Raw genomic sequence first — 21,592 nt, 5'->3', positions numbered from 1 at the left:
GACACCCCACAACCCTGCTGAGCCCCTCCGGAGACACCGTTATGCTGTCGGTGCGGGCCGTTAGCTCAATTGGCAGAGCAGTGGACTTTTAATCCATTGGTTGTGGGTTCGAGTCCCACACGGCCTACGGGGTCGGTCCTCTTCGGAGGCCGCTGACCTGCGGGTTCGGTGCCCCGGTCGTCTTCGGACGGCCGGGGCACAGCCGTGCCGGGGGCCGTGCGTGAGCGATGCGTGAGCGGTCGGTCCGGCCCATGCTGGGCTGGCGGCTATGCCCGGCAGCGACTCGCTGGGTCCGGTTCGCGACGTCGATGGACGGTTGGCAGGCAAACGAGCGCGTCATAGCCTTCAGCGGTGACCGAGGGAAGTGATCACCTGAGCGAGTCGGCCGCAGCCCGACTGCCCGAGCCCGAGACGCTGCTCCGCGAGACCGACTGGGTGGCTCTGGACCACGCAAGGGGGACCGCCGAGGACATCCCAGCCGCGCTGAGCGCACTCCTTTCCCCGGATCCCGCAGCTCGGTCCCGAGCCTTGGACCATGGCCTGGAGCCCGTACGCCACCAGAACTCGATCTATTCGGCTACACCACCAACTGCTCTCTACCTAGCCGCGATCCTGTCCGACCCGCGAACCACCGCAGTCGGCAGTTACGAGCTGATGCAGCGCCGTCAGCGGGAGCGTCGGCAACTCCCGCTACGCGCTGCTCTGCTGGACTGGCTGCATCTCCTCGCCCTCGACGCCAACGACGAGTGCCTGGCGGCCACGAGGCGGTACGGCCTTGAAGATCCGCACATGGAATCCCTGCGTGCCCTGCGCCCCACGCTTTTCCACGCCGTAGCCGAGTATCTTCTCGACGCCGACCTCGTCGTGCGCCACGCTGCACTGGCTGCCGCGATACCTCTTGCGGAGGATCCAGAACTCGCCAGCTACCGAGCTGAACTGATGCGGCTTGCAGAGCAACTGCTCGCCACCAGTACCGACCACCGATTCAGAGCTTCCGCCCTTGGCGGCCTTCGCGCCTGGCAGGACGGCGCCCGGGACCTCGCTACCCCAGGTGGCACTTCCGGCCCTACCACCCTCGACTCCTGGGACGGCGGCTACTTCGACGAGCCGCCCTTCTAGGAGTGCTCCTACGCTCATGGTTGCCGACCCTTGGGGCTGCCGAACCAGGGCAGGGAGGCGCCTGCGATCATTCGCGCGTGAGCTATGACCTAGCCGTGTGGGATGGCGAGAAGCCGCCCGGCGACGATGAAGCGAGCAGGGTGTTCGACGAGTTCTACGAGCAATATCTCGATTCGGATGACGTGGCTGTCGAGCCGTCGCCGCGTATCGAGGCGTACGTCGAGGCACTCGTGGAGCGGTATCCAGATGATGTCCCTCGCAGTGCCTGGGCGTCACCGCCGGTGATCGATGAGGCGTCCGGGCCGATCGTCTATCTGCTGATGACGTACAGCAGGGCGGAGGAGGTCTCCGAGTACGCAGCCGCCCTGGCCCGCGAGCACGGGCTCGTCTGTTACGACCCACAGGGAGAAACCCTTCGGGCCTGAGCTACCTGGTCAGCGGGCCGTCAAGCCGTTCGTGCCTTCGCGCGAGGGACGAGCTTCGCGGCCTTCTCCGCAACTTCCCTGTCCAGCTCGGGCAGGAGGCTTGTGTACGTGTCTGACGTCAACGCGATCGTGGAGTGGCGCAGCACCTCCTTCACCGTGTGGATGTCGCCGCCGCCCGCGTGGGTGAGGGTCGCGGCCACGTGGCGGAGGTCGCGGAAGGTGATCGGAGGGAGGTCGGTCGTCGCGTGGATGCGGCGGAAGGTCTCGGAGACCATCTCGGGGTGGAGCCAGGAGCCGTCTTCGCGCGTGAAGACCTTGCCGGTGTCGTTCCAGGCCTCGCCCCACTTCTTGCGGTCCTTCTTCTGGCGCTTCTTGTGGGCGCGGAGGGCCGCGATCGTCAGGCTGTCCAGGGCGATGGTGTTGGCGCTGCCGTCCGTCTTCGGCTCGGCCTCGTATGGATCCCAGCCGTCGACCACGATCTCCCTGGCCGGAGTGATGAGGCCGGCCTTGAGGTCGACGTTGCTCCAGTCCTGGCCGACGGCTTCGCCGCGACGCAGGCCGCGGAAGCCGACAAGGTGGAAGAGGGCGTACAGCCGGTCATCCTGGGCGGCGTCGAGGAAGATGCCGTATTGCTGTGGTGTCCAGACCATGACCGGGCCGGGTATCTCGCCGGTCTGCCGCCACCGCCGGACTCGCTCGTCCGTCCACAGCAAGGGCTTCGGCCTGCGGCCCGAGGCGAGTTCGACGTGGGAGGCCGAGTTGAAGGTGATGAGCTGCTGCGCGATGGCGGAGTTGAGCGCGGCGCGCAGGGTGCGGCGTATCGCCTGCTGGGTGGACGGGCCGGTCAGCTTGCGGAAGGGCGGCATCTCGGCGAGCTTCGCCCGCTCTACCGCCAGCCGTGCCCGTTCGGCGGCAACGGGCCGCCCCGGCGCGTTCGACTTGCAGCGCGCGATCTGTGCCCGACGGGCTTCGTTCTCGGCCGCGATGGCCTCGTTGGCGTCGGCGATCCCGTCGAACATCTCCACGAGGTGGCCGACGTTGAGCCGGTCAAGCCGTACGTGGCCGATGCGCGGCTTGAGGTGGACGTAGATGTGCGAGGCGTAGCCGTTGAGGGTCGTCCTGCGGCGCTTCTTGGACGCGAACCAGAGGTCCAGCCACTCCCCGACCGTCGTACCACCCCGTAGGTCAAGCCCGGAGCGGAGGCGTCGGCGGATCTCCTCCACGTCGGGGAGCGGCGCCTTCTCCTCGACAAGGCGTTCCAGCAGGGCCGCGACGCGCTCGACGCTGTCCTGGTCGTCGGTGTCGGCGAGGCCGAGGAGCGTGCGGACGTGGTCCAGGTCAGCCTGGGCCGCCTTGAGGCTGTCGTACCCGGCGCGGCTGAAGGAGCGGCGGGTGCCGTCCTCGCGGGGCGGGAGTTCTTGGCGCACGGAGTAGGAGCCGTGCTTGCGGTTCGCGAGCTTGGGGCATTTGCTGCCGAGCGGTCGGCCGGTTTCGGTGTCACGGCAGTAGCAGCGGCGGTGCGTCGAGCCCTTCATGGTGCTTCCCCCAGCAGGTTCAGAGACCGTCTGCCGGGGCGTCCTTCCAGACGATGTTGCCCTCGGCATCCATTGACCAGGTCCGTTGCGGTGCGGCTCTGCGCTCGCGCAGTTGGGGGCTGGGGCCGTCGTAGTCGTACGACTCGCCGGTGAACCACTGGAGTGCCGCGAAGGTGTCGGTCGGTTCCTCGTCGGGGAGCGCCTGCACGCGGTCCAGGAGGCCGACGGGATAGATCAGGCAGATCGGCGCCACATGCAGGGCCTTGGCGAGCACCATGACCTCGACCAAGGGCAGTTGGGCACGGCGGCCGGATTCCATGTTGGCGATGACGTTGCGCGGGATGGCGTACCCGAGATCGGCGCAGGCGCGGGCCAGGTCTTCGCCGCTCATGCCCAGCTCCTTCCGAAGTCGGCGGACCTCGGCTGCCACCGTCGCCACGACCTGGTCGGCCCACTCGGGGGCGTTGTCTTCATTCCGCCCAGCATCAGCACTGCGTTGTGTCATGGCGACGCAGTAGCTTGGTGCACCCTCCTGACCTGGGCTTGGAGCCGGATGCGAGACCGCGTTCGCCGAGAGCTGTATATGGAGGAGGCGGCTATGCGTGAGAGCCATACGACCCGGCCGGTGGTCAGGGGGATGGCCAAGGACGAACTGCTGGCGCTGCCGGCGGCTGTGGACCTGGAGACGGCGAACCGGGCACTCGGGCTGGGGCGAAGCAAGGGCTACGAGTTGGCCAAGCGCGGCCAGTACCCGTGCCGCGTTCTGCGGTTGGGCAATTCGTACCGAGTGGTGACGGCCGAGCTGCAGGTCCTGCTCGGGCTCGCGGTGTGATGTGCGTGGTCCCGGTACGCGCGCCCGTTGGGCGCCGCCCAAGATCCCGTGGACTGCGGCAGGCGTTCGTCGTACTGTCCGTGGTCGCTCGCGCGGCGCCAACCGTCGAGAACGAACGAGCCCCCGACGCGCCAACGCCGGAGGCTCACAACTCCCCTGTACGCCGGAAACGTTCAACCCAGGTGGGGCGGGCCGGCCAGCCTGCACCCATCGGTCGAGGAGCTACGCATGCAGCCTATGACAGCTGCTGTCCGGGACGCATCCCCTGCGGTGACCTGGCCGCCGGTCACCGTACCCGGTCAGCCGGACCGTACGACGCGGCAGCCGCTCGCGGAATTGACGGCCGAGCCAAAGCCGTCCGCCGCCCAGTCGGCCGTGGTGACCGGGCCTCTTCCGGCCAGCGACCGGCTGACCGGAACAGCCGGTCGCCTGACCGCGGTCACTGACCGGGAGCCGGTCACCGCGGTCGGTCAGCCGACCGGGCCAGTTGGTCCGCCACCGGGCGACGCGCTCTCGGAAGGCGCTGACCTGCTGACCGAGCTGCGGTCAGCGGTTGCCCGGTACGTGGTCATGCCAAGCGGCGAGGCCCTGGACGCGGTCACCTTGTGGGTCGCGGCCACTCATCTGCAACCGGCGTGGCAGCACGCGCCGCGCCTGGCGGTGGTCGGCCCCGCGAAGCGATGTGGGAAATCGCGGCTGCTGGACGTGCTGCACGACACCGTCCACGACCCCTTCATCACGGTCAACTCGACCCCGGCGGCGATCTTCCGGTCGATCACGGAGCAGCCGTCGACGCTGCTGGTGGACGAGGCCGACACGATATTCGGCAGCGTGAAGGTCGCGGAGAAGAACGAGGAGATGCGCGGACTCCTCAACTCCGGGCACCAGCGAAACCGCCCGACCACCCGGGTTGTCGGGCCGGAGCACAAGCCGACCAAATTCCGCACCTTCGCCATGGCTGCGTTGGCCGGGACCGGAGACCTGCCGGACACGATCATGGACAGGGCGGTGGTGATCCGGATGCGGAGGCGCGCACCAGGGGAGAAGGTGCTGCCCTTCCGCTCCCGTCGCGACACTCCGCAGCTGCACGATTTGCGGGACCGGTTGGCGGGATGGCTCGTGCCCCTGACCGACGTGGCGGCGTCTATGGAGCCGGTGATGCCGGTCGAGGACCGGGCGGCGGACACGTGGGAGCCGCTGGTTGTCGTCGCCGACCTCGCCGGAGATGCGTGGCCGCAGCGCGCCCGGCAAGCGTGCCGCGTGCTGACGGCACACGAGGAAGGCAACGACCAGGAGGCGGCGCTGGCGATCCGCATCCTGGCCGACATTCGTGCCGTGTTCGCCGCGTGTGGTGACCCGGCGCTGCTGTCGACCGAGCAGCTTCTCGCCGCGCTGCACGCCGACAGCGAGGCCCCATGGCGCGAGCACGGCTCCCACGGCCTGACCGCGCGCGGCCTGCAACTGCTGCTGAAGGACTTCGGTATCGGCTCGGCCAACCGCCGCTTCCCCGACCGCAGCCAACGCCGAGGCTTCGCCCGCCACCAGTTCGCCGACGCCTGGGCTCGCTACTGCCCTCGGCAGGAGGTGGCTCCAGGCGGCGAGCGCTGACCCGCATCCACCCGCCCCACCCGTCCCCGTGCAGGTCAGCGCGGGGACGGGTCGTTGTCCCGCAACGGGTCGACCCGCATCAATATTCCACCCGTACCTAGGCTGACCAGGAACGCAACGGGTGGGACGGGTCGCGCGCTGTCTCCGGCATGGAAACGGCCGGGGACGGGCTCGGAGAAGTGTGGACGGTCACGCAATTCCCCACATCCGCAGTCACGTAATTCCCCCGATCCCCGAGACGGCGCTCCTTATCCTGCTCTCCTGATGCTGCTGCCCTACCTGCGCGTGCAGCCGAGACGCCCGTCAGTATCAGAGAAGGGGGAAGCGCTGTGTCGAGCCTCGGGGAAACCCGTGCAGCACTCGGTGAGTTGGAGGGGCGTCCCTTCACTGCCATCGGCCGAGCTGCAACGCTCGTCTGGCTCACCTTCGGTGGCGAAGTGCCATGGGTCAATCGTCGGGGCGACGAGGCAGTGCGCGAACTAGCTGTTCACCTGCAATGCCGGTGGCGGCTCGTCCGCGGCGCGGCGGTGCTGGTCGAGGAGGGCGATCTCTATGTTCCGGGAGCGTGTACCCCGGGAGAGTTCGCTGCCGGGAGCGAGATCGGCACCGCTCGGTTCGACGACCGAGTCGAGGGCGTCACGCGGCTTCTCGCCGCAGAAGCGCCGGTGGTCGACGCCGTGAGTATCGGCGACGAGTTCGACCTTCGCCTGACGCTGTCGTCCGGCATGACCTTGGAGGTGTTCCCGGCAGGGCGTGAAGGACGGGAAGACTGGCGCTTCCTCGGCTCAGGTGGAGGCGGCCAGCACTACGTTGTGGAGAACGGCTCGGCGTTCACCGTCTGAGACTGCTCGGCTCAACCGGACGCGCATCGCCTCCGCCGTCCGCATGGGGATAAGTGACCGTTGGGGTGGGGAATCCTGTGACGCTCAACTCGTCGAAGCGGGGGAGTTGCCTGGTCGTCGACAAGAAGCGCCGGGACGGGGCAGCGTCGGGGCAGGCGATCTGCGGCGCAGCAAGTTGTGGGGTAAGGACTCCTTACCCCCAGCAGAGCAAGTTGTCGCGCGCGACGGTCCTACGGCCCGTCTTGCGCATGTGCCCCGCCGGGGGACGGGGACACGAGTACCGAGCGAGGGCGCCCGGGTCCTGGGGGAGACGATGCGGCCTCTGCCTGTCCGCGTGTCAGCCGCGGACCGCGGGCGCAAGGGATCCGTCCAGCGTGATGCCGATGCTCTCCCGGGACCTGACTCTCGTCGGCGTCGTCCGCGGCTACAGCCTCGTATCGAGGGCGTGTGCCAGGGACGTCGCCTGCTCTGCCATCGCCCTTTTCCACGGGGCATGGTCCTGTTCGGCGATTTCCCGCCACAGGGACGCCGTCGCCGCACCAAACGCCGTGAGCGCTTCGGGCGCCGCGTCGCGCCACGACGGGAAGTGGTTGGCGAATTCCATCGCGGCCCCGACCGGGTGGCCTGCCTCTATGAGGCGCAGTGCCAACGCGCCGGGGTCGATCCATGCCGCGCCCCGAGTCGGCCAGGCCCAGTCGATGAGCCGTGCCCGCCCTCCGGCGATCAAGACGTTGTCCGGGGCGAAGTCCGTGTGCAGCAGCGCGTCACCGTCGAAGTGCTGCAACGTGCCAGGCGGCGCGTACTCCGCCCACCGGTCCACGGCCTGCTTGATGTCGACGTCAGCCGGTGCCGTGAGCCCTTGTAGTTCGGCGAGCGCCGCTTCCACGAGGGGCAGGTCCGGGGAGGCGGGGGCGTAGTCGGCGTGGCGGCCCTCGACCACCTCGTAGCCCAGGAGACTCCAGCCACCGAGTTCCAGGTGCCAGAACAGGCGCGGGCAGGAGGAGGGCAGGTGCGAGGCCACCGCCGCCTCACGGTGCTGCGCTCTCACCTGGGGATGGTCGGCCGGGATGCCCTTCACGAAGACGGCACCGCTGTCCGTGTCGAGGACGGAGGCGATGCCGGAGTTCATGCCGCCGGGCGCGGCCACCGCCTGGTGCACGGCGCCGGTCTTGGCGGCGACGGCCTGGCGGATGTCGGCGGGAAGCTGCTCGAAGGCGATACGGGACATGGACACGACGCGCGGTTCCTCGGCTGCTGGGGAATTGGGGGTGTCGCTCCGGCCGGCGTGCGGCCGGGGCGACACTCGAAGGAAGGCGGCGGCCCGCTGACGAGGCAGACCCGCCTTGGCTCAGGCCAGTGACCGGTCGGTGATGATGCTCACCCGCTCTTCGAATACCTTCGCCGCGCCGGGGGTGAGGGTCGCCAACGCGACCATGCTGCTGAGCATCACGTCGCACAGCTCGTTCTGGACGTCTTCCCACGTGTGGCTCTGCCCCTTGCGGGGGTTGGCGGAGACGGCGCCCATCGCCGCCTGTGCCACCTCGCCGACCTCCTCCTGGACTTTGAGCAGACGCAGCAGTCGCGCTTGGGCCGGCGTCGCGTTGTCCTTCTCGTCCAGCCACTGCACGAGCTGGTGGATCTTCGTCCAAATCTCGTCGTTCACGACGGTGGTGCTCCTTGCGTACGCGTGGATTCCAGATCAGGGGCGACGCTACCGAGCCCGGCGGGCGCGTAGGCCGCTATGTGCTCAGCAATCACACCGGCGGGTGCGGCGCCTGTGCTGATAGCGAGGACGGGCACGCCCATGCCGCGCAGGATCACCACCACCTCTGCGTACAGCGCCGACTCGCGCGCAGGGAAGTCCGGCGCCCGGTTCAAGCGGTGTGTGGCACCGCGCGCGGCGATTCGGGTGGCGATAGGGAGAGCCACAGTGCCGCCACCGAAGCCGGCGACACCGACCTCGCAGGCAACGCACTGGCCTTCCTCGCCTACCAAGCCGTCAGCGGCGACCAGAAGGCCGGAGTGGAGATCGCGGCCCAGTCCTGCGCGACGATCGGCCCCGACGCACCCGCCGGGGTACGCGCCCTTCTGCACGAACGGCTCGCCTGGGCCTGCGCAGTCGCGGGCCTTGCCACCGAATGTGAACGCGCCCTTGCCGCCGCCGGGACGGCCCTCGCTACGGTCGGCGACGCGTCCCAGCCCGACTGGGTCTCGTGGGTCGACACCACCGAACTCCAGATCTTGACCGGCCGCTGCTGGACCGAACTACGCCGCCCGCCGCGAGCCGTCCCCGTCCTGGAGACCGCCCTGGCCGCGTACGACGACACCAACGCCCGCGACAAAGCCCTCTACCTCTCCTGGCTCGGCGACTCTTACCTGACGGCAGGCGAAGTCGAACAAGCCGCCACCACAGCGAACCGCGCCCTCGATCTCGCCGAAGGCGTCGCATCCGTCCGCCCCCGCGCCCGCCTGACTCCACTCCTCAAACGCCTCGACGCCCACCGCGGTCTCCCTGCGGTGCACGCGGTACTGGAGAAGGCCGTAGCTGTCTGACCTATGCGGATGGTTCCGTGCTGTCGGCGATCCAACGCAGGTAGGTCTCGGAACCGGCCACGATCGGCACCGCAACCACCTCGGGCTTGTCCCACGGATGGTGCTCCAACAGATGCGCCTCCAACGCGGGATATCGCTCCACGGTGGTCTTGAGCAGCAACTGCCACTCCTCACCGGTCCCGAACTCCCCGCGATGCCAAAACACCGACACCACCGGCCCAACCACCTGAGCCCCGGCCGCGAGCTGTCCTCGCACCGCAGACTCCGCCAGCCGAACAGCCTGCTCCCGCGCCTCGGTAGCAGTGGACACCTGCACGAACTCGGTCATGCGGCGAGCCTAACCGGGGCATGCGAATTGGCTGGGTACCGATGCAGCGCATGGCGGATCACGTACTGTCTACGATAAGCAACGCTCAGTAATGTCGCTCGTCATGAAGGCGTTTCGCGTGTACTGGGGGTACCTCGCCATCGCTGCCCTGATCGTCTCCTGGGGGCGCGGCGCAGCACCTGCTGTGATCGTTGTCTTGTCGCTCGCCGTGTTCGTGTTCGCCGGATTTCAAGCCCCTGCTTTGTGCGGCGCCGTGAACCGTAACGGCACGTACTGCCGGGAGAACGCATCGGGGCTTCTCATGGGCTGCCACAGGCGACACCACCGACTGCAGAAGCTGAAAATGATCGTTCTGCGCCACCGCGCGGGAACCGTGTCAGGTCACATCTGACTTGGGCTCTTCGGTCTTTCGGCGGTGTGCAGGCCGTCGGTGCCCGAGCGCGTCACGCTTCGGCGCGGACCAGGAGTGTGCCGATGTGGCCCGGCTCGGGGGCGTCCAGGACGCGGGCCTCGACCCCGGTGAACCCGGATCGGGTCAGCAGCCGCTCCCACACGGGCGGGCGGTAGCTGTAGCGGTAGGTGAACATGGCCTTCCCCGCGAAGCCGCCCTTGTACATCCCCTGTGGGCCGTAGGCGCCCGGGATCGCGGGTGGCTGGGAGAAGACGAAGGTCCCGCCGGGATTGAGCCGGTGGCGGACGAGTGGGAAGAGCTTCGACGGGTCGGCGAACCAGGCCGCGCCGAAGATCGAGTACACCGCGTCGTAGGTCTCCGCTGTGGAGCCGAGGTAGTCCAGCACTTCAGCGCAGTGGAACTGCGCTCCCGTCGGAGCCCAGCGCTCAGCGATCTTCTCGACCATCACCGGCGACAGGTCCACGCCCGTGGCCTTCACGCCGTGCTGCGCCAGGTGTGCGAGCGCACGTCCAGTGCCGCAGCCGATCTCCAGGACGCTGCCCGGGTCGCCCAGGAGCTCAGGGCCGGGGCCGTGGCCGGCGTACTGCGTCCAGCGGAAGACCGGCTCGGTGTCGTCCTTGAAGGCGTTGCGGGCGTAGGTGTCCCAGAGTTCGGTCTCGGCGGTGATGTCGTGTTGCGCAGGCATCTGTGTCCTCTGCTTGCGGGAAAGGGCCGTGCCCCGCCCCATGATGCCCGCGAGCATCGGAAGAGGCAGGGCACAGTGCGGTTCAGTGGCTGTCGGGGACCTTGTTGTCGCACGGCGAGCAGTCCGCTCCGTCGATCGCCCACAGCTCCTCGTCGACGTCGAATCCGATCGAGGTGAGGAAGTCGGCGGTGCGCAGGCACAGGCCGTCGCTGCGGCGCTCGATGAACGGGGCGTGGTGCTTGTACCGACCGCCGTTGTAAACGTCGCAAAGGGCGAACCAGACGGGCGTGTCGAGGATGAGCTGGTGGACGCCGATGTCGACGAGCTTGCCGACACCGAGGTGAACGTCCGGATGCTCGATGCAGGCGAGGGTGTACATGACGGCGTTGCCGAGAATCCGTTCGGCCATGTCGCGGACCATGGTGTGGTCGCGCAGCAGGAGAGCGATCTCGCGGTCCCAGAGGGTCATGCCGCCGTCGAGGATGTTGACCGTCAGATGCGCGATGTTGGGCTGGACGGCGTTGAGGAGTTCCTTCGGGTCCCGGGTGCGTAACCCGATACCGGTGTCGATCTGGACGGCTGTGGTCACGGTGCTGTCCTCCTAGTCTGGGGGTGAGTAAGGCTTCTGGTCCGCCAGCCAGCTGCTGGGGACCCGCAGGGGCACCCTGAAGGCGTGACGTCGTGCAGTTCGGACGATCGGCGACATCCACCGGCGCCTGGGCTCGCTAGGGGCGCTCGCACAGCCGCGTCAGTGGGGGAGGGGCCGGGGCGGCGAGTGTGCCGGTTATGTGCGGCCTCACGGGCCCGAGGCTGGCGAGCGTTGCTGGGCAGGCGGCTGGTGGGCGGCCCAGTCCTCGCGGGCGGCGACGAGCGCGGGGCGGACCTTCGCCTCCAGAAAGTCGGCGTGGGCGTGGAGCTTCGCGGCCACCTCGGCGAGCCCGTGCGGGTCCAGGCCGAGAATCCAACGCCCCACGCAGACCTGGAGGTTGACGACCGGCACACGGAGGCCGGGATCCGGGTCGTAGGGATTGCAGTCGACGCTGCCCTCGAAGACCGCGTCCTCCTCGACCCCTTCCCATACGTCCGGGGCGGTGAGGGGCAGCATCGGGCCTTCGAAGAAGTTCCGGTGGTTGATGCCGGCCAGCCGTTCCGTCAACTGGTCCAGGGGCACATTGACCTCGGTCGGGTCGTCCTCTGCCCAGGCGGGGAGGTAGCCGGACGTCGCCGATCCGCTGTCGGTGGTGATCGTCCACTTCCCCGGAGTGCTCCAGGGAGGAGGCGTCCCGTCGGACGGTCCGAGTTCGAACCAGACGACCTTCCCGGCGGGGTCATCGATGCTGCCCCAGTCTGCGGCGAGCGCGTTCACGAGCAGCAGCCCCCGCCCACCCTCGGCGTCCAGTGAACCGTGCCGCGGCTTCGGCCGGACCGGGCTGACGTCAGTGACCTCGACCCGCACCCGCGTACCGGTCCAGCGCATGACCACGGCACACGGAGCGTTGGTGTGCCGGATCGCGTTGGTGATGACCTCGCTGGACAGCAGGCCGAGATCGCTGAACGTCTCATCCGTGAGCGGGACGCCCCAGCCACGTGCCACGGCGGGCACTTCTCGCCGGGCCGCCGCGACAGCCGCCTCGTCCGCCGACACGCGGAATCCGTGGCTGAAGGCGAGGCGCAGGTCGCTCAGGTTCGGCTGGGCAGGGGGAGCGGAGGGCGCCGCCTTACCCGGCGCGATGGTGTGTGACATGTCGTGGAGACCCTTCGGGGAGGAGACGAAGCACGCCGGTGGCGTAGCGATAAGAAGAGACTCCGCCGACCGTCCGCCCGGCGGGAGTGTGTGCGGGGTCCGGGCACGGGGTTGGCGAACACACACTGTGTGAAGGCGAATTGGTTACGCTCGGCTGCACTGAGTGATGCGAGGACTACATGGAGCCGAACACCCTGCTCGACGCTCTGCTTGACGAAGCCGGCATGTCCCGGATCGGCTTGGCCGCGCGCGTGAACGCCGCTGGCAGGTTTCGGGGCAGGCAGATGCGCTATGACCACTCCTCGGTGATTCGCTGGTTGCGCGGGCAACGTCCACGCGGCATCGCGCCCGACCTGATCTGCGATGTTCTCTCCGAGCGCCTGGGCCGACCGGTGAGCCTCGATGACATCGGCATGGGCCTTCCCGGGACCGGTGGGCACGCCTCGCCGTTGGCCGGATTCATTGAGCGCTCCACCGCGCTGTGGCGGGGAGACGGTCAGCAGCGTGACGATCTCGTGTGCGCGCCACTTCTCACCGGCATGGCCGCGATCGGCCCGGTCTGGGAGTGGGAGAACCCACCGGAGGACCTCGACGTCTCGCGTGCGGGCAGCCTTCATGTGGGGCGCGCCGACGTGGAGGTGCTACGCACCGCCCGAACGCACTACGAGGCGATGTACCGCCAGACGGGCGGCGTCGCCACGCGAGGCCGAATCGTAAGGTTCCTCGCCGAGCACACGTCCCCGCTCGTTCGGGGTGCCTACACGGATGCCACTGGCCGTGAACTCCACCGCGCGGTGGGCGGCTTGGCAGCAGTCGCCGGAATCTGCGCGTACGACTCCGACGCCCAGGGGCTCGCTCAGCGCTACTTCCACCAGGCGTTACGCCTTGCCAAGGCGTCCGGTGACCGCGCCTTTGGCGGCTACGTCATAGCGCTACTGGTCAACCAGGCCGTGTTCGTGCGGGACTTCCGGCAGGCGGTGGCCTTCGCCGAAGCCGGTATCCGTACGGCTGGCGCTCACATGTCCCCAGCGCTGGCCACCGACCTGTACGCCATGCAGGCCAAGGCGTTCTCCCGCATGGGTGACCAGGCTGCGGCCCACCGCTGCATGCTTCTCGCCGAATCTGCCGCGGCGCGCATCCGGCCCGCTGACGAGCCGGCCGAGCTGGGCTACGTACAGCCTGGCCTGGTCGAAGCGCAGTTGGCGGAAGCGCTCATCAGCCTGGGCGATTGGGCCCCGGCCCAGACGTACGCCACCGAAGCGGTACGAGCCCGCGCGCACGCTCGCGGCTCCGTACACCGCCTGGCGACACTTGCCACCGTCGACCTCGGCCGCGGCAATCCCGAACAGGCCGCCGCACACAGCCTGGCCGCACTGGAACTGGCCAGAGGGCAGGAGTCGCGGCGGCTACGGGACCGCTTCACCAGACTCCGTGGCCTGCTCGCTGACCACGGTTCTGCCGCAGGCCGTGATGCGGTCGAGCAGATCGACGTCTCACTGTCGCTGCCGTTGTGATGGGCACAGGGGTTGTCCGGTGCGATAGCGTCCCAGGCACCGAAGCAGGCGATCAGGTACGGAGAGGGCACGTGTCGGTCTGGAAGAACCACGGCGAGAAGACCGTCTACGAGAACCCCTGGCTCACTCTCAACCTCGCCGATGTCGAACTCCCCGACGGGCGCCACCTCGACCACTACCTCATCCGGCAGCGCCCGGTCGCCCTCGCCACCACCGTCAACGAGGCAGGCGAGGCCCTGCTGCTGTGGCGGCACCGCTTCATCACCGACTCGTGGGGCTGGGAGCTGGCCGCCGGGGTCGTCGAGCACGGCGAGGACATCGCAGCGGCAGCCGCTCGCGAAATGCTGGAGGAGACCGGCTGGCGTCCCGGTCCCCTCCAGCACCTGCTGACCGTCGAGCCCTCCAACGGCCTCGCCGACGGCCGCCACCACGTCTACTGGTCCACCACCGCCGAATACGTCGGCCACCCCGAGGACGACTTCGAATCCGACCGCCGGGAGTGGGTCCCGCTGGCCTCCGTCCCGTCCCTCATCGAGCGCGGCGAGATCAGGTCCGCCAATGCGGTGGCCGCGCTTCTCCTGCTCCACCACATGCACGCCGCCAAGTAGGGAGCCGCCATGGCTCTGCCTGAATCAGCGGTCTCCCCGGTCGAAGTTCTCGCGCTCGATGCGTGAGCGATGCGTGAGCGGACGTGCTGGCACTGGGCGGTGCGGCACGGACAGGGCGGCAACCTCGGTCCGCCTGACCTGCGGGTTTCGGATGGCGGACCACCGTCCACCACCGCCAGGCAGGGTCTGACCAGGACTTTTAATCCATTGGTTGTGGGTTCGAGTCCCACACGGCCTACCGCTGGAGCCCTGGTCGGAGCACACCTGACCGGGGCTCCGAGGCGTTTTGAGGGGTCCGTGGACCGTGGCTGGGCCGCTGCTGGGCCGGACGGGGGGGCGATCACGCGTCCGGCACGGGGCCGACGGCATCACGGATGCCCGGGTGGCGCAGCTGCGTTCGGTTGCCAGTGCCCCATGGTCTGGTGGCCGTCGCGTGCTCTGCCATCGCCCTCTTCCACGCCGTGCCGTCCTGCTCGGTGATCTCCCGCCACAGGGATGCCGTTGCCGTGCCGAACGCTGCGAGCGCTTCGGGCGCCGCGCCGCGCCAGGACGGGAAGCGGTCGGCGAATGCGAGCGCGGCGGAGGCCGGGTGGCCGGCGTCCATGAGGCGCAGCGCGAGGGCGCCCGCTTTCGCAGATCCGAGGCGTCCCCACGAAACTCCCCGCCGACGAACGTCACCCGGACGGCGGCCGGACGGCGTTGTAGGGGGTGAACAGGCGTCCCGACGCCGCCTCGATGGAAGGATGCCAACTCCCTCATGGAACGCAGGACTCACCACACCACGTGCCCGGACGCCGCCGCGGTGCGGGCGGCGCCGAGACAGGCCCCCCACGCCTCGACTGCGGCACCGCGGGCCGCGCGCTGATGCGCACGGCCACGGCGGCCAGCGACGCCGAATTCGCGGCTTGGGCAACGGCGTCCTGGCGCCGGCTGCTGCGGATCGCCTACATGCTCACCGGGGACTTCCACGAGGCCGAGGACCTGCTCCAGGGGACGCTGGTCAAGGTCTGCGGGCACTGGCGGCGGATTCCCGAGGCGGAGGTCGATCTCTACGTACGGCGGGCGCTGGTCAACAACCACCGCAGCCGGCTGCGCAGAAAGCGGGTGGTCCAGTTCCTGACGGCCTCCGTGCCGGACCGGGGCGACGGCGGCCAGAGCGAGACGGTCGAGCACCGCGTCGCGCTGACGGAGGCGCTGGCGTCACTGTCCACCCGCCAGCGCGCGGCAGTGGTCCTGCGCTACTGGGACGACCTGACCGAGACGCAGACGGCGGACATCCTCGGCTGCTCACCCAACTCGGTCAAAGTCCACACCCGCCGCGCGCTGGCAGCCCTGCGCGGCCACACCGCGCTGGCCGCCTATGCGCCGACACCTACAGGAGAACAACGATGACGTCACCAGCCGAAGCCGGTCAACTGCGCAGGGCGCTCGATGACTTCGCCGACACGATGCCGGTAGGACCGGTGGACGTGACCGCCGTCGTGCGGGCGTCGCACCGGCGCAGGAGCCGCCGCCGGATCGCGGGCGCGGCGCTGGGCGCCGTACTGCTCGGACCTGCGGCGTACGCGTTCCTCCCGGACACCGGCACCGCCCCGCGCACCGCCGGGCACGTCCGGATCCTGGCACCCGACGAGAGGGTGACTGTGTACGGCACCACGCAGGTGTGGCTGACGGCGGACGGCGGTTTCTGCCGGCAGGACGACCCGACGAGCGCTGCGAGTTGCACCCCGGTCAGTGGCGCACCCCGCTACGTACGGATCAGCGACGTTCTCGTACCGGCCGACACCCGGTCGGTGACGCTCACCGGTACCTTCTCCGCGCCCGGCACCGCTGTCGGTGTCCGCGTACGGCAGGGGGAGGCCACGGCCGAGGGGACCGTCCTGACGCTGGCGGGCGATCCCGGGTGGGGTGCCTGGTTCGCGGACGTGCCGCTGAACACCACGGCGGGTGTGACCGACGTCGTCAGCGTCTACGACCCGGCACGCCGGACGATCGTCGGCGCGACGGAAAGCGCGCCGGTGTGGTCGCCCCCGACCGCACCACCCGCGCCCAGCGGACTTCGGCGGCCCGCACCATGACCTTCCGTGGGCCAGCACGCCTCCGAGCGCGCCGTCCTCGACCGGCAGGGCCTCCACCCGCGCCTCGTCAACTGCAGCGCCGGATGGGCCCGCCGGGCGTGGTCGACCATGGCTGGGGAGAGGTCGAGCCCGAAGGCGTTCAGCCCCAGGTCATGCAGCATGGCCGTCAGGTATCCGGGCCTGCAGCCGACATCGGCTGCCCGCAGGTTCCGCGTCCCGCGCACCAGCTCGGCAGTGGGGACCTCGATCCGGCTATTCCGTCGGTGCCCCACCGCAGGAAGGAGGTGTCGACTCTCTCAGACCGGTTGCACTGCAGGGGTGACCTGGGCGAATGCGGCAGACGGCGAAGAGCCGGTTACGCCCACCGTGCAACCTCCGCCGCAACCACCCGTGCAACCTCTGCCGCAACCTGCCGCGAAACGTCCGGTGAAACCCCGCCGCGGCTGATGCGCGGGCACCGCGCAGCCCGGCAGCCCGGGAGAACCGGTGTCCTCGAACACCAGTAGCCTCTGGGGATGGCCCTGCGACCTGACGAGTTCTACGACCGAGCCCGAAGCGTTGCCGACGGTGAGTCCCGGCTGCCGCTGGCCCGTATGACGGGCTGGGACATCAGCCCGTTCGAGGCGGACGGGCTACGCGTCGCGCCGCTGCGCCCGCCGGTTCTGCCGGAACCCGCGCGGCACGGCGAGGACCCGTCGGACTGCGACTCCTGCCGCAGCCGGGACGAGGGGATCTGGTTCGACGACCGCTGGCGGCTCACCCGGATCACCGGAGTGGGCGTGCCGCTCGTGCTGATGCTGCACCCGCGCGACCACTACGACCTGGCGGACCTGCCCGACGAACTGGCGGCGGAACTGGGAGTGCTCACCGCGCACATCGCACGCCATGTGCAGGCGCTGCCGCACATCGCGCGCGCCCACGTCTACCGGATCGGGGACGGCGGCGCCCATCTGCACGTCTGGTTCTTCGCCCGTCCCGAGGGGCAGGCCCAGCTGTACGGTTCGTGGATGGTCATCTGGGACGACCTGCTGCCGGAGTACCCCGGGGACGTGGCCGACGCGGACGCGGCGATCGTGGCGGACGCCCTGGCCGCCTCCTACGGCGGCAGCCGGTCGGCCACCGGCGAGGTGTGAGGCCGGCGGGCGCCCCGTAATCTGCCGGCCGTCGCTCACGTCATCTCCTCGCCGGGTGTCACCAGGCCGTTCCCGCAGGGGCCGCCGACGAGTTGCGGCCCACGGCGGACGCGCGCGGAAGGGGCACGGAGCAGGCGGGGAACGGGACCACGAACACGTGGAGAACGGGCATCGAACGGGCCGGGTGCGACACCGGCGGCCCAAACGTGTGTTCGTTGACATAGCCGTGTCATATGCTGCGCTCAGCAGCCGCGCACAGCACACCTGCACGCCCGCACGCACGCATTGCGGCGATCGGTGTGGGAGGTACGCGGCGCTCTCAAACTCCGGCCGTTGCCGGTTTTCCTGTGGGGGGAACACACACTGTGCGTACGCGCAGCATTTCTACCGCGACAGCGCTCGCGGTCACATTCAGCTCGGTGATCCTGAGCGTCGCCGCGGCGGGTTCCGCCGCCGCGGCGTCGGCAGTGGTCACCTCACCCGGCGGCATCGTCGTCGACGGCGCACTGCACCGGGTCTTCGTCGGCGACCACGCCTCGGGGAAGATCCTGGCCACCGACTACAACGGCACGCTCGTCGACTCGGTGGGCGGGATCAACGGGGTCTCCGGCCTGACGCTGTCCCAGGACGGGACGGTCCTGTACGCGGCCGCCGAGGGCAACCACCAGATCGTGGCCCTCGACGCCGCCACTTTGAACGTCAAGACCCGCTATCCCGTCGCCACCAACACCGGTCCGCGCTACGTGGCGTTCGCCGCCGGCAAGGTCTGGTTCACGTACGGCGACCAGTGGGACGGCAACCTGGGGTCGGTCGACCCCTCGGTCGACCCGTCCGCCGTCCGCTCGGCCACCTCTTCCGCGGCCCGGTCGATGACCGCGGACCCGTCGGAGACGCCCACCGCGGACCCGAGTGCCGACCCCACGGCCGGTCCGACCGCGGACCCGACGGCCGACCCGACCGCGGACCCGACCGCGGACCCGACGGTCAGTCCGACCGCGGACCCGACCGCGGACCCGACGGTCAGTCCGACCGCGGACCCGACGCCGACGGAGACCCCGACGCCCGACCCCACGCAGACGGCGACGCCGGACCCGACGTCGACCGCGACCGCGGAGCCGACGCCGACCGAAACCCCGACGGCGACGCCGACACCGACGCCCACCCCGACGCAGGACCCGACTCCGGCGAACCCGGTCACGCTCGGGCAGCTCTCGGGCATCTGGGGTCCGGGGATCCTCGACACCAACCCCGCGGTCCCGGGGCTGCTGGCGATCGGCGAGACGGGTATCTCCACGGACTCGATGGCCGTCGTCGACGTCTCCAGCGGCACGCCGCAGTCGACCGCCTGGTACTACGGCGACTACACGCTGAACTCCGGCATCTCGGACATCGACCTGGTCCCCGGCGCTCCTCAGGTGCTGGTCAACGGCTCCCAGCGCGACAGCTACGCGAACGGGAAGTTCAGCCCCGCCGGCACCTACCCCAGCGGGGGAAGCGCCGACGTCGCCGCCAACGGGCTGGTCGCCCAGCTCTCCGGCAGCACCGTGTCGGTCTACCGGCCGAACGCCACCCAACCGCTGCGCAGGTACAGCCTCAGCGGGACCGGTGCCGCGGTGGCGTGGGCGCCCGACTCCTCACGGATCTTCGCGATCGTGGCGAACGGCACCAGCTACACCCTCAAGGCGCTCACCGACCCGACGAAGAACGTCCCGACCCTGACGGTGGCCGCCCCGGCGAGCGCCGCTCGCGGCAAGACGCTCACCGTGACGGGGAGGCTGTCCTCGACGGTGGCACTGAGCACCGGCACCGCGCTCCAGGTCACCCGTGTCGACCTGGCCAGCCCCAGCGGCAAGCTGCTGGGCACCGTGCACACGAAGGCGGGCGGATCGTTCTCCTTCACCGACGTCCCGCCGGCCGGCGGCGCCGTCAAGTACACCGTGCGGTACGCCGGTGACGCCGGGCACATCCCGGTCTCCGCCTCGGACACCGTCGCCGTCTCGCGTGTGACACCCGTCCTGACGCTGACCAACAACGGCGTCGTGTACGACTACGCCAAGAAGGTCGTCGTCACCGCGCACCTCGGCACGACGTACACCAACCGCACGGTCGAGATCTGGGCCGACCAGTACGGCGCCGACCGGCCGAAGGTGCTGCTGCGGTCCGGCAGGGTCGACTCCCACGGCAACCTGTCGGTCGCCCTGACCATGACCCGGGACACCGCGCTCGCCGCCGTGTACAAGGGCGACGCCCGCTACGCCGGCAGGACCGTCATGTCCAGGGCCTACGCGCGCGTGCGCGTCTCCACGGCCATGTCCAGGTACTACCGGACCGGCAAGATCGGCTCCACCGCGTACTACTACTTCCACAAGAACACCGACGCCGTCGTCACGACGTCGATGACCTACTACCAGGGCCGCAGTCAGCTCCTGCAGCTGGAGATCTACTACAAGGGCAAGTGGTACTCGGGAGGCTCCGAGTACTTCCGGCTCGGCAGCAGCGGCAAGTCGGCCGTCAACCTCGGCCACGCGGGCGAGTCCGGCATCCGCGCCCGCGTCCGCGCCGCCTACATCAACGGCGGCTCCGGAGACACCGTCAACACCACCACCTACAACTCCTGGAAGTACTTCATCTTCGTCTGACGGTGGAAGCGCCGCGACCACCCTTCCCGGTCGCGGCACTTCCAGACCCCGCGGCCACAGCGCCGCCGTGGACCCCGGCCGCATTGCGGCCGGGGTCCACGGTCTTCCTGTCCGGGCCGCGCAGCAGCGGCCACTCCGCATCGAGCCTGTCCACCACGTTGTCGAAGCTGCGGGTCACAGCGGCACGTCCTTTCGTTCGTGCCGCGACTCGGAGAAGGAGGCAGCGGAACGTGTCCACCGGGAAGGCAAGGGAGAAGGCGGCGCCGGCGGTCGACCGCCCGGCAGCGGTGTCTCGCCTCTACGACGAGGCAGGCGTACTGCTCTACGTCGGGTCATCCTTCGATCCGGAGGAACGATGCAAGGGCCACCGGGAGAAGCCTTGGTGGGCCAGGCGGAGTTTCATCGGGTGGTTCCTTGGGCTCAGGGGGTGGAGGCCGCCGCCGGGCGGCGCTGCCGCTGAACGTGAACGAAGCCAAGCAAGCAGTTATCGTGGAACTGAAGGCCCGGAACGATCCCTGCCAGAGCCCAGCGGGCAGGCAAATCGCCGGGGTTGATTTCACTGCTATCGTCCGCCGGGTGACTCGTGATGAGGCAATCCTCGACTCGATCCGGCGGGACTCCGGGCTCGCCGAGGTGCTCTGGCGTGTCTGCGAGTTTGATCTCTCACGCAGCGATCCTGGCGAGCCCATCCGCCTTTCGTCCGGGATCGCCTTGGAGGGCATCGCAGGTGACTACACGGGCGGAACGTTCTTCCTCTGCGGCGAGGGCGGCAAGGACCGCCCTGTGCTCTATGCCAGCTCCGAAGGACAGGCTGGCCTGATCGGCAGCAGCCTGGCCGCAGCGTTGGAGGTCACGGTTGGGCTGCCGTCCTGGTGGGACTGCCTAAAGTTCTCGGGTTCCGGCGATCTGACGGTCATGCGAACCACCGCCGATCACCTTCGTTATGACGAGCTTGCGAACGAGCCCGAGACAGACGCGGATCGAGTAACGGTCTCTCATGCGCTGGGCTTGGAACTCGGCGCCATCCCATCTCTGTTGGCCCGCCTGCACACTGCGGCATCAGCGACGGCGCCCGACTTCGTCCTCACGAGCGATGCAGGCGAGTACGAGTCTCTATTCGGTCCGTGGTTGCCGAGCCGCAACCCTGCCTGGCGGTGAATACCGCACGTCAGCAACAGGTGATCTCCACCAGTATTTCGCGCCGCCAGTCCGCCCGGGAAATCACGTGTCAGCGGCCTCGTAGTTCTCCCTGCGGGGAGCTTACGAAGTCCGCCGTCAACCACGCCGGGCAACTGTCCCCGCCCACCTGTTCGCGTTTCGACTGGCCCACGGGGTGATACCCCGGCTCGGTTGGTCCAGCACCGAAGACCGGATTCTGCCACCACTGTGATTCCCACGGCTACACCAGCCCCGCTCACCTGTGGCTGGGTGGCACCGCCGAAAACCGCGCGGAATGGGCCAGTCGGCACTGCACCACCACAGGCCCGCCCGCAGAACTCCGCGGGGTTGTTGGACGCACCCGCCCTATCGCCGCCGC

General features: G+C 69.3%; 23 protein-coding genes, 2 tRNA genes and 1 pseudogene. 16 read left to right on the top strand and 10 right to left on the bottom strand.

Going from position 1 to position 21,592, the window contains the following annotated elements; genetic code table 11:
• The first annotated feature begins 54 nt into the window (after positions 1–54).
• The 3 genes from NFU81_RS29075 (at position 55) to NFU81_RS29065 (ending at position 1,544) form a co-directional block, all read left to right on the top strand.
• Positions 55–127: transfer RNA gene (locus NFU81_RS29075), tRNA-Lys, on the top strand.
• A 224-nt stretch (positions 128–351) separates the two neighbouring features.
• On the top strand, positions 352–1,119 hold the full coding sequence (locus tag NFU81_RS29070) for a hypothetical protein (protein WP_251496149.1): 768 nt from the start codon (positions 352–354) through the stop codon (positions 1,117–1,119).
• Positions 1,120–1,196: 77 nt separating this feature from the next.
• The gene (locus NFU81_RS29065; protein WP_251496147.1) at positions 1,197–1,544 is read left to right on the top strand and encodes a hypothetical protein; all 348 of its coding nucleotides are present in this window, start codon (positions 1,197–1,199) and stop codon (positions 1,542–1,544) included.
• Between the two features lie 20 nt (positions 1,545–1,564).
• Here NFU81_RS29065 and NFU81_RS29060 read toward each other — a convergent pair whose 3' ends face one another.
• Positions 1,565–3,079, bottom strand: a complete 1,515-nt coding sequence (locus NFU81_RS29060; RefSeq protein ID WP_251496144.1) for a site-specific integrase — start codon at positions 3,077–3,079, stop codon at positions 1,565–1,567.
• A 19-nt stretch (positions 3,080–3,098) separates the two neighbouring features.
• Positions 3,099–3,470, bottom strand: a complete 372-nt coding sequence (locus NFU81_RS29055; RefSeq protein WP_422665314.1) for a hypothetical protein — start codon at positions 3,468–3,470, stop codon at positions 3,099–3,101.
• 207 nt (positions 3,471–3,677) lie between these two features.
• On the opposite strand from NFU81_RS29055, the gene NFU81_RS29050 reads away from it, so the two are divergent.
• The 3 genes from NFU81_RS29050 (at position 3,678) to NFU81_RS29040 (ending at position 6,361) form a co-directional block, all read left to right on the top strand.
• The gene (locus tag NFU81_RS29050; protein WP_251496142.1) at positions 3,678–3,911 is read left to right on the top strand and encodes a hypothetical protein; all 234 of its coding nucleotides are present in this window, start codon (positions 3,678–3,680) and stop codon (positions 3,909–3,911) included.
• 228 nt (positions 3,912–4,139) lie between these two features.
• Positions 4,140–5,519, top strand: coding sequence for a DUF3631 domain-containing protein (locus tag NFU81_RS29045; RefSeq protein ID WP_251496140.1), 1,380 nt, complete (start codon positions 4,140–4,142; stop codon positions 5,517–5,519).
• 329 nt (positions 5,520–5,848) lie between these two features.
• A complete protein-coding gene (locus NFU81_RS29040; protein WP_251496138.1) occupies positions 5,849–6,361 on the top strand; it encodes a hypothetical protein in 513 nt (170 codons plus the stop codon).
• Between the two features lie 424 nt (positions 6,362–6,785).
• On the opposite strand, the gene NFU81_RS29035 is transcribed toward NFU81_RS29040, so the two are convergent.
• Both NFU81_RS29035 and NFU81_RS29030 read right to left on the bottom strand, forming a co-directional pair.
• Entirely contained in the window at positions 6,786–7,589 is an 804-nt protein-coding gene (locus NFU81_RS29035; protein ID WP_251496158.1) for a protein kinase family protein, read from the bottom strand.
• A 120-nt stretch (positions 7,590–7,709) separates the two neighbouring features.
• The gene (locus tag NFU81_RS29030) at positions 7,710–8,024 is read right to left on the bottom strand and encodes a MazG-like family protein (RefSeq protein WP_251496136.1); all 315 of its coding nucleotides are present in this window, start codon (positions 8,022–8,024) and stop codon (positions 7,710–7,712) included.
• A 218-nt stretch (positions 8,025–8,242) separates the two neighbouring features.
• Between NFU81_RS29030 and NFU81_RS29025 the strand changes: the two genes are divergently transcribed.
• Positions 8,243–8,914 carry an NsdA family TPR-like regulatory protein gene (locus tag NFU81_RS29025; RefSeq protein ID WP_251496134.1) on the top strand — a complete coding sequence of 224 codons (672 nt, stop codon included), beginning with the start codon at positions 8,243–8,245 and terminating at the stop codon, positions 8,912–8,914.
• 1 nt (position 8,915) lies between these two features.
• On the opposite strand, the gene cutA is transcribed toward NFU81_RS29025, so the two are convergent.
• Positions 8,916–9,242, bottom strand: coding sequence for a divalent-cation tolerance protein CutA (gene cutA / locus NFU81_RS29020; protein ID WP_251496132.1), 327 nt, complete (start codon positions 9,240–9,242; stop codon positions 8,916–8,918).
• Positions 9,243–9,333: 91 nt separating this feature from the next.
• On the opposite strand from cutA, the gene NFU81_RS29015 reads away from it, so the two are divergent.
• Positions 9,334–9,633, top strand: a complete 300-nt coding sequence (locus NFU81_RS29015; protein WP_251496130.1) for a hypothetical protein — start codon at positions 9,334–9,336, stop codon at positions 9,631–9,633.
• Between the two features lie 52 nt (positions 9,634–9,685).
• Here the strand turns inward: NFU81_RS29015 and NFU81_RS29010 are convergent, their stop codons facing one another.
• The 3 genes from NFU81_RS29010 to NFU81_RS29000 form a co-directional block, all read right to left on the bottom strand.
• Positions 9,686–10,339: a class I SAM-dependent methyltransferase gene (locus NFU81_RS29010; RefSeq protein ID WP_251496128.1), complete on the bottom strand. Its 654-nt coding sequence runs from the start codon at positions 10,337–10,339 to the stop codon at positions 9,686–9,688.
• An 82-nt stretch (positions 10,340–10,421) separates the two neighbouring features.
• Positions 10,422–10,928 carry a hypothetical protein gene (locus NFU81_RS29005; protein ID WP_251496125.1) on the bottom strand — a complete coding sequence of 169 codons (507 nt, stop codon included), beginning with the start codon at positions 10,926–10,928 and terminating at the stop codon, positions 10,422–10,424.
• 207 nt (positions 10,929–11,135) lie between these two features.
• Positions 11,136–12,083: an ATP-binding protein gene (locus NFU81_RS29000; protein ID WP_251496123.1), complete on the bottom strand. Its 948-nt coding sequence runs from the start codon at positions 12,081–12,083 to the stop codon at positions 11,136–11,138.
• Positions 12,084–12,262: 179 nt separating this feature from the next.
• Here NFU81_RS29000 and NFU81_RS28995 point away from each other — a divergent pair, with 179 nt between their 5' ends.
• From NFU81_RS28995 to NFU81_RS28985, 3 genes are all read left to right on the top strand, one after another.
• Entirely contained in the window at positions 12,263–13,597 is a 1,335-nt protein-coding gene (locus NFU81_RS28995) for an NsdA family TPR-like regulatory protein (protein ID WP_251496120.1), read from the top strand.
• 71 nt (positions 13,598–13,668) lie between these two features.
• Complete coding sequence (locus NFU81_RS28990) at positions 13,669–14,205, top strand: NUDIX hydrolase (protein WP_251496118.1); 537 nt, start codon at positions 13,669–13,671, stop codon at positions 14,203–14,205.
• Between the two features lie 177 nt (positions 14,206–14,382).
• Positions 14,383–14,443: transfer RNA gene (locus tag NFU81_RS28985), tRNA-Ser, on the top strand.
• A gap of 102 nt (positions 14,444–14,545) precedes the next feature.
• Here NFU81_RS28985 and NFU81_RS28980 read toward each other — a convergent pair.
• Complete coding sequence (locus tag NFU81_RS28980) at positions 14,546–14,809, bottom strand: hypothetical protein (RefSeq protein WP_251496116.1); 264 nt, start codon at positions 14,807–14,809, stop codon at positions 14,546–14,548.
• Positions 14,810–14,988: 179 nt separating this feature from the next.
• On the opposite strand from NFU81_RS28980, the gene NFU81_RS28975 reads away from it, so the two are divergent.
• Both NFU81_RS28975 and NFU81_RS28970 read left to right on the top strand, forming a co-directional pair.
• Positions 14,989–15,597: a SigE family RNA polymerase sigma factor gene (locus NFU81_RS28975; RefSeq protein WP_251496113.1), complete on the top strand. Its 609-nt coding sequence runs from the start codon at positions 14,989–14,991 to the stop codon at positions 15,595–15,597.
• The gene (locus NFU81_RS28970; RefSeq protein ID WP_251496160.1) at positions 15,594–16,283 is read left to right on the top strand and encodes a hypothetical protein; all 690 of its coding nucleotides are present in this window, start codon (positions 15,594–15,596) and stop codon (positions 16,281–16,283) included. Before NFU81_RS28975 ends, NFU81_RS28970 begins: the two co-directional genes overlap by 4 nt.
• On the opposite strand, the pseudogene NFU81_RS28965 reads toward NFU81_RS28970, so the two are convergent.
• Positions 16,266–16,516 (bottom strand): annotated as a pseudogene (locus tag NFU81_RS28965) (class I SAM-dependent methyltransferase); the annotation flags it as partial. The gene NFU81_RS28970 and the pseudogene NFU81_RS28965 overlap by 18 nt on opposite strands.
• A 282-nt stretch (positions 16,517–16,798) precedes the next feature.
• Here NFU81_RS28965 and NFU81_RS28960 point away from each other — a divergent pair.
• The 3 genes from NFU81_RS28960 to NFU81_RS28950 all read left to right on the top strand — a co-directional run bounded on the left by NFU81_RS28960 (position 16,799) and on the right by NFU81_RS28950 (position 21,213).
• Complete coding sequence (locus NFU81_RS28960; protein WP_251496111.1) at positions 16,799–17,416, top strand: HIT family protein; 618 nt, start codon at positions 16,799–16,801, stop codon at positions 17,414–17,416.
• 419 nt (positions 17,417–17,835) lie between these two features.
• Positions 17,836–20,055, top strand: coding sequence for a hypothetical protein (locus NFU81_RS28955; protein ID WP_251496109.1), 2,220 nt, complete (start codon positions 17,836–17,838; stop codon positions 20,053–20,055).
• 462 nt (positions 20,056–20,517) lie between these two features.
• Complete coding sequence (locus tag NFU81_RS28950; RefSeq protein WP_251496108.1) at positions 20,518–21,213, top strand: hypothetical protein; 696 nt, start codon at positions 20,518–20,520, stop codon at positions 21,211–21,213.
• Positions 21,214–21,592 lie beyond the last annotated feature (379 nt).

This window comes from Actinacidiphila cocklensis, from assembly GCF_907177275.1.
Taxonomy (GTDB): Bacteria; Actinomycetota; Actinomycetes; order Streptomycetales; family Streptomycetaceae; genus Actinacidiphila; species Actinacidiphila cocklensis.
This window is presented reverse-complemented; position numbering and strand designations above follow the sequence as displayed.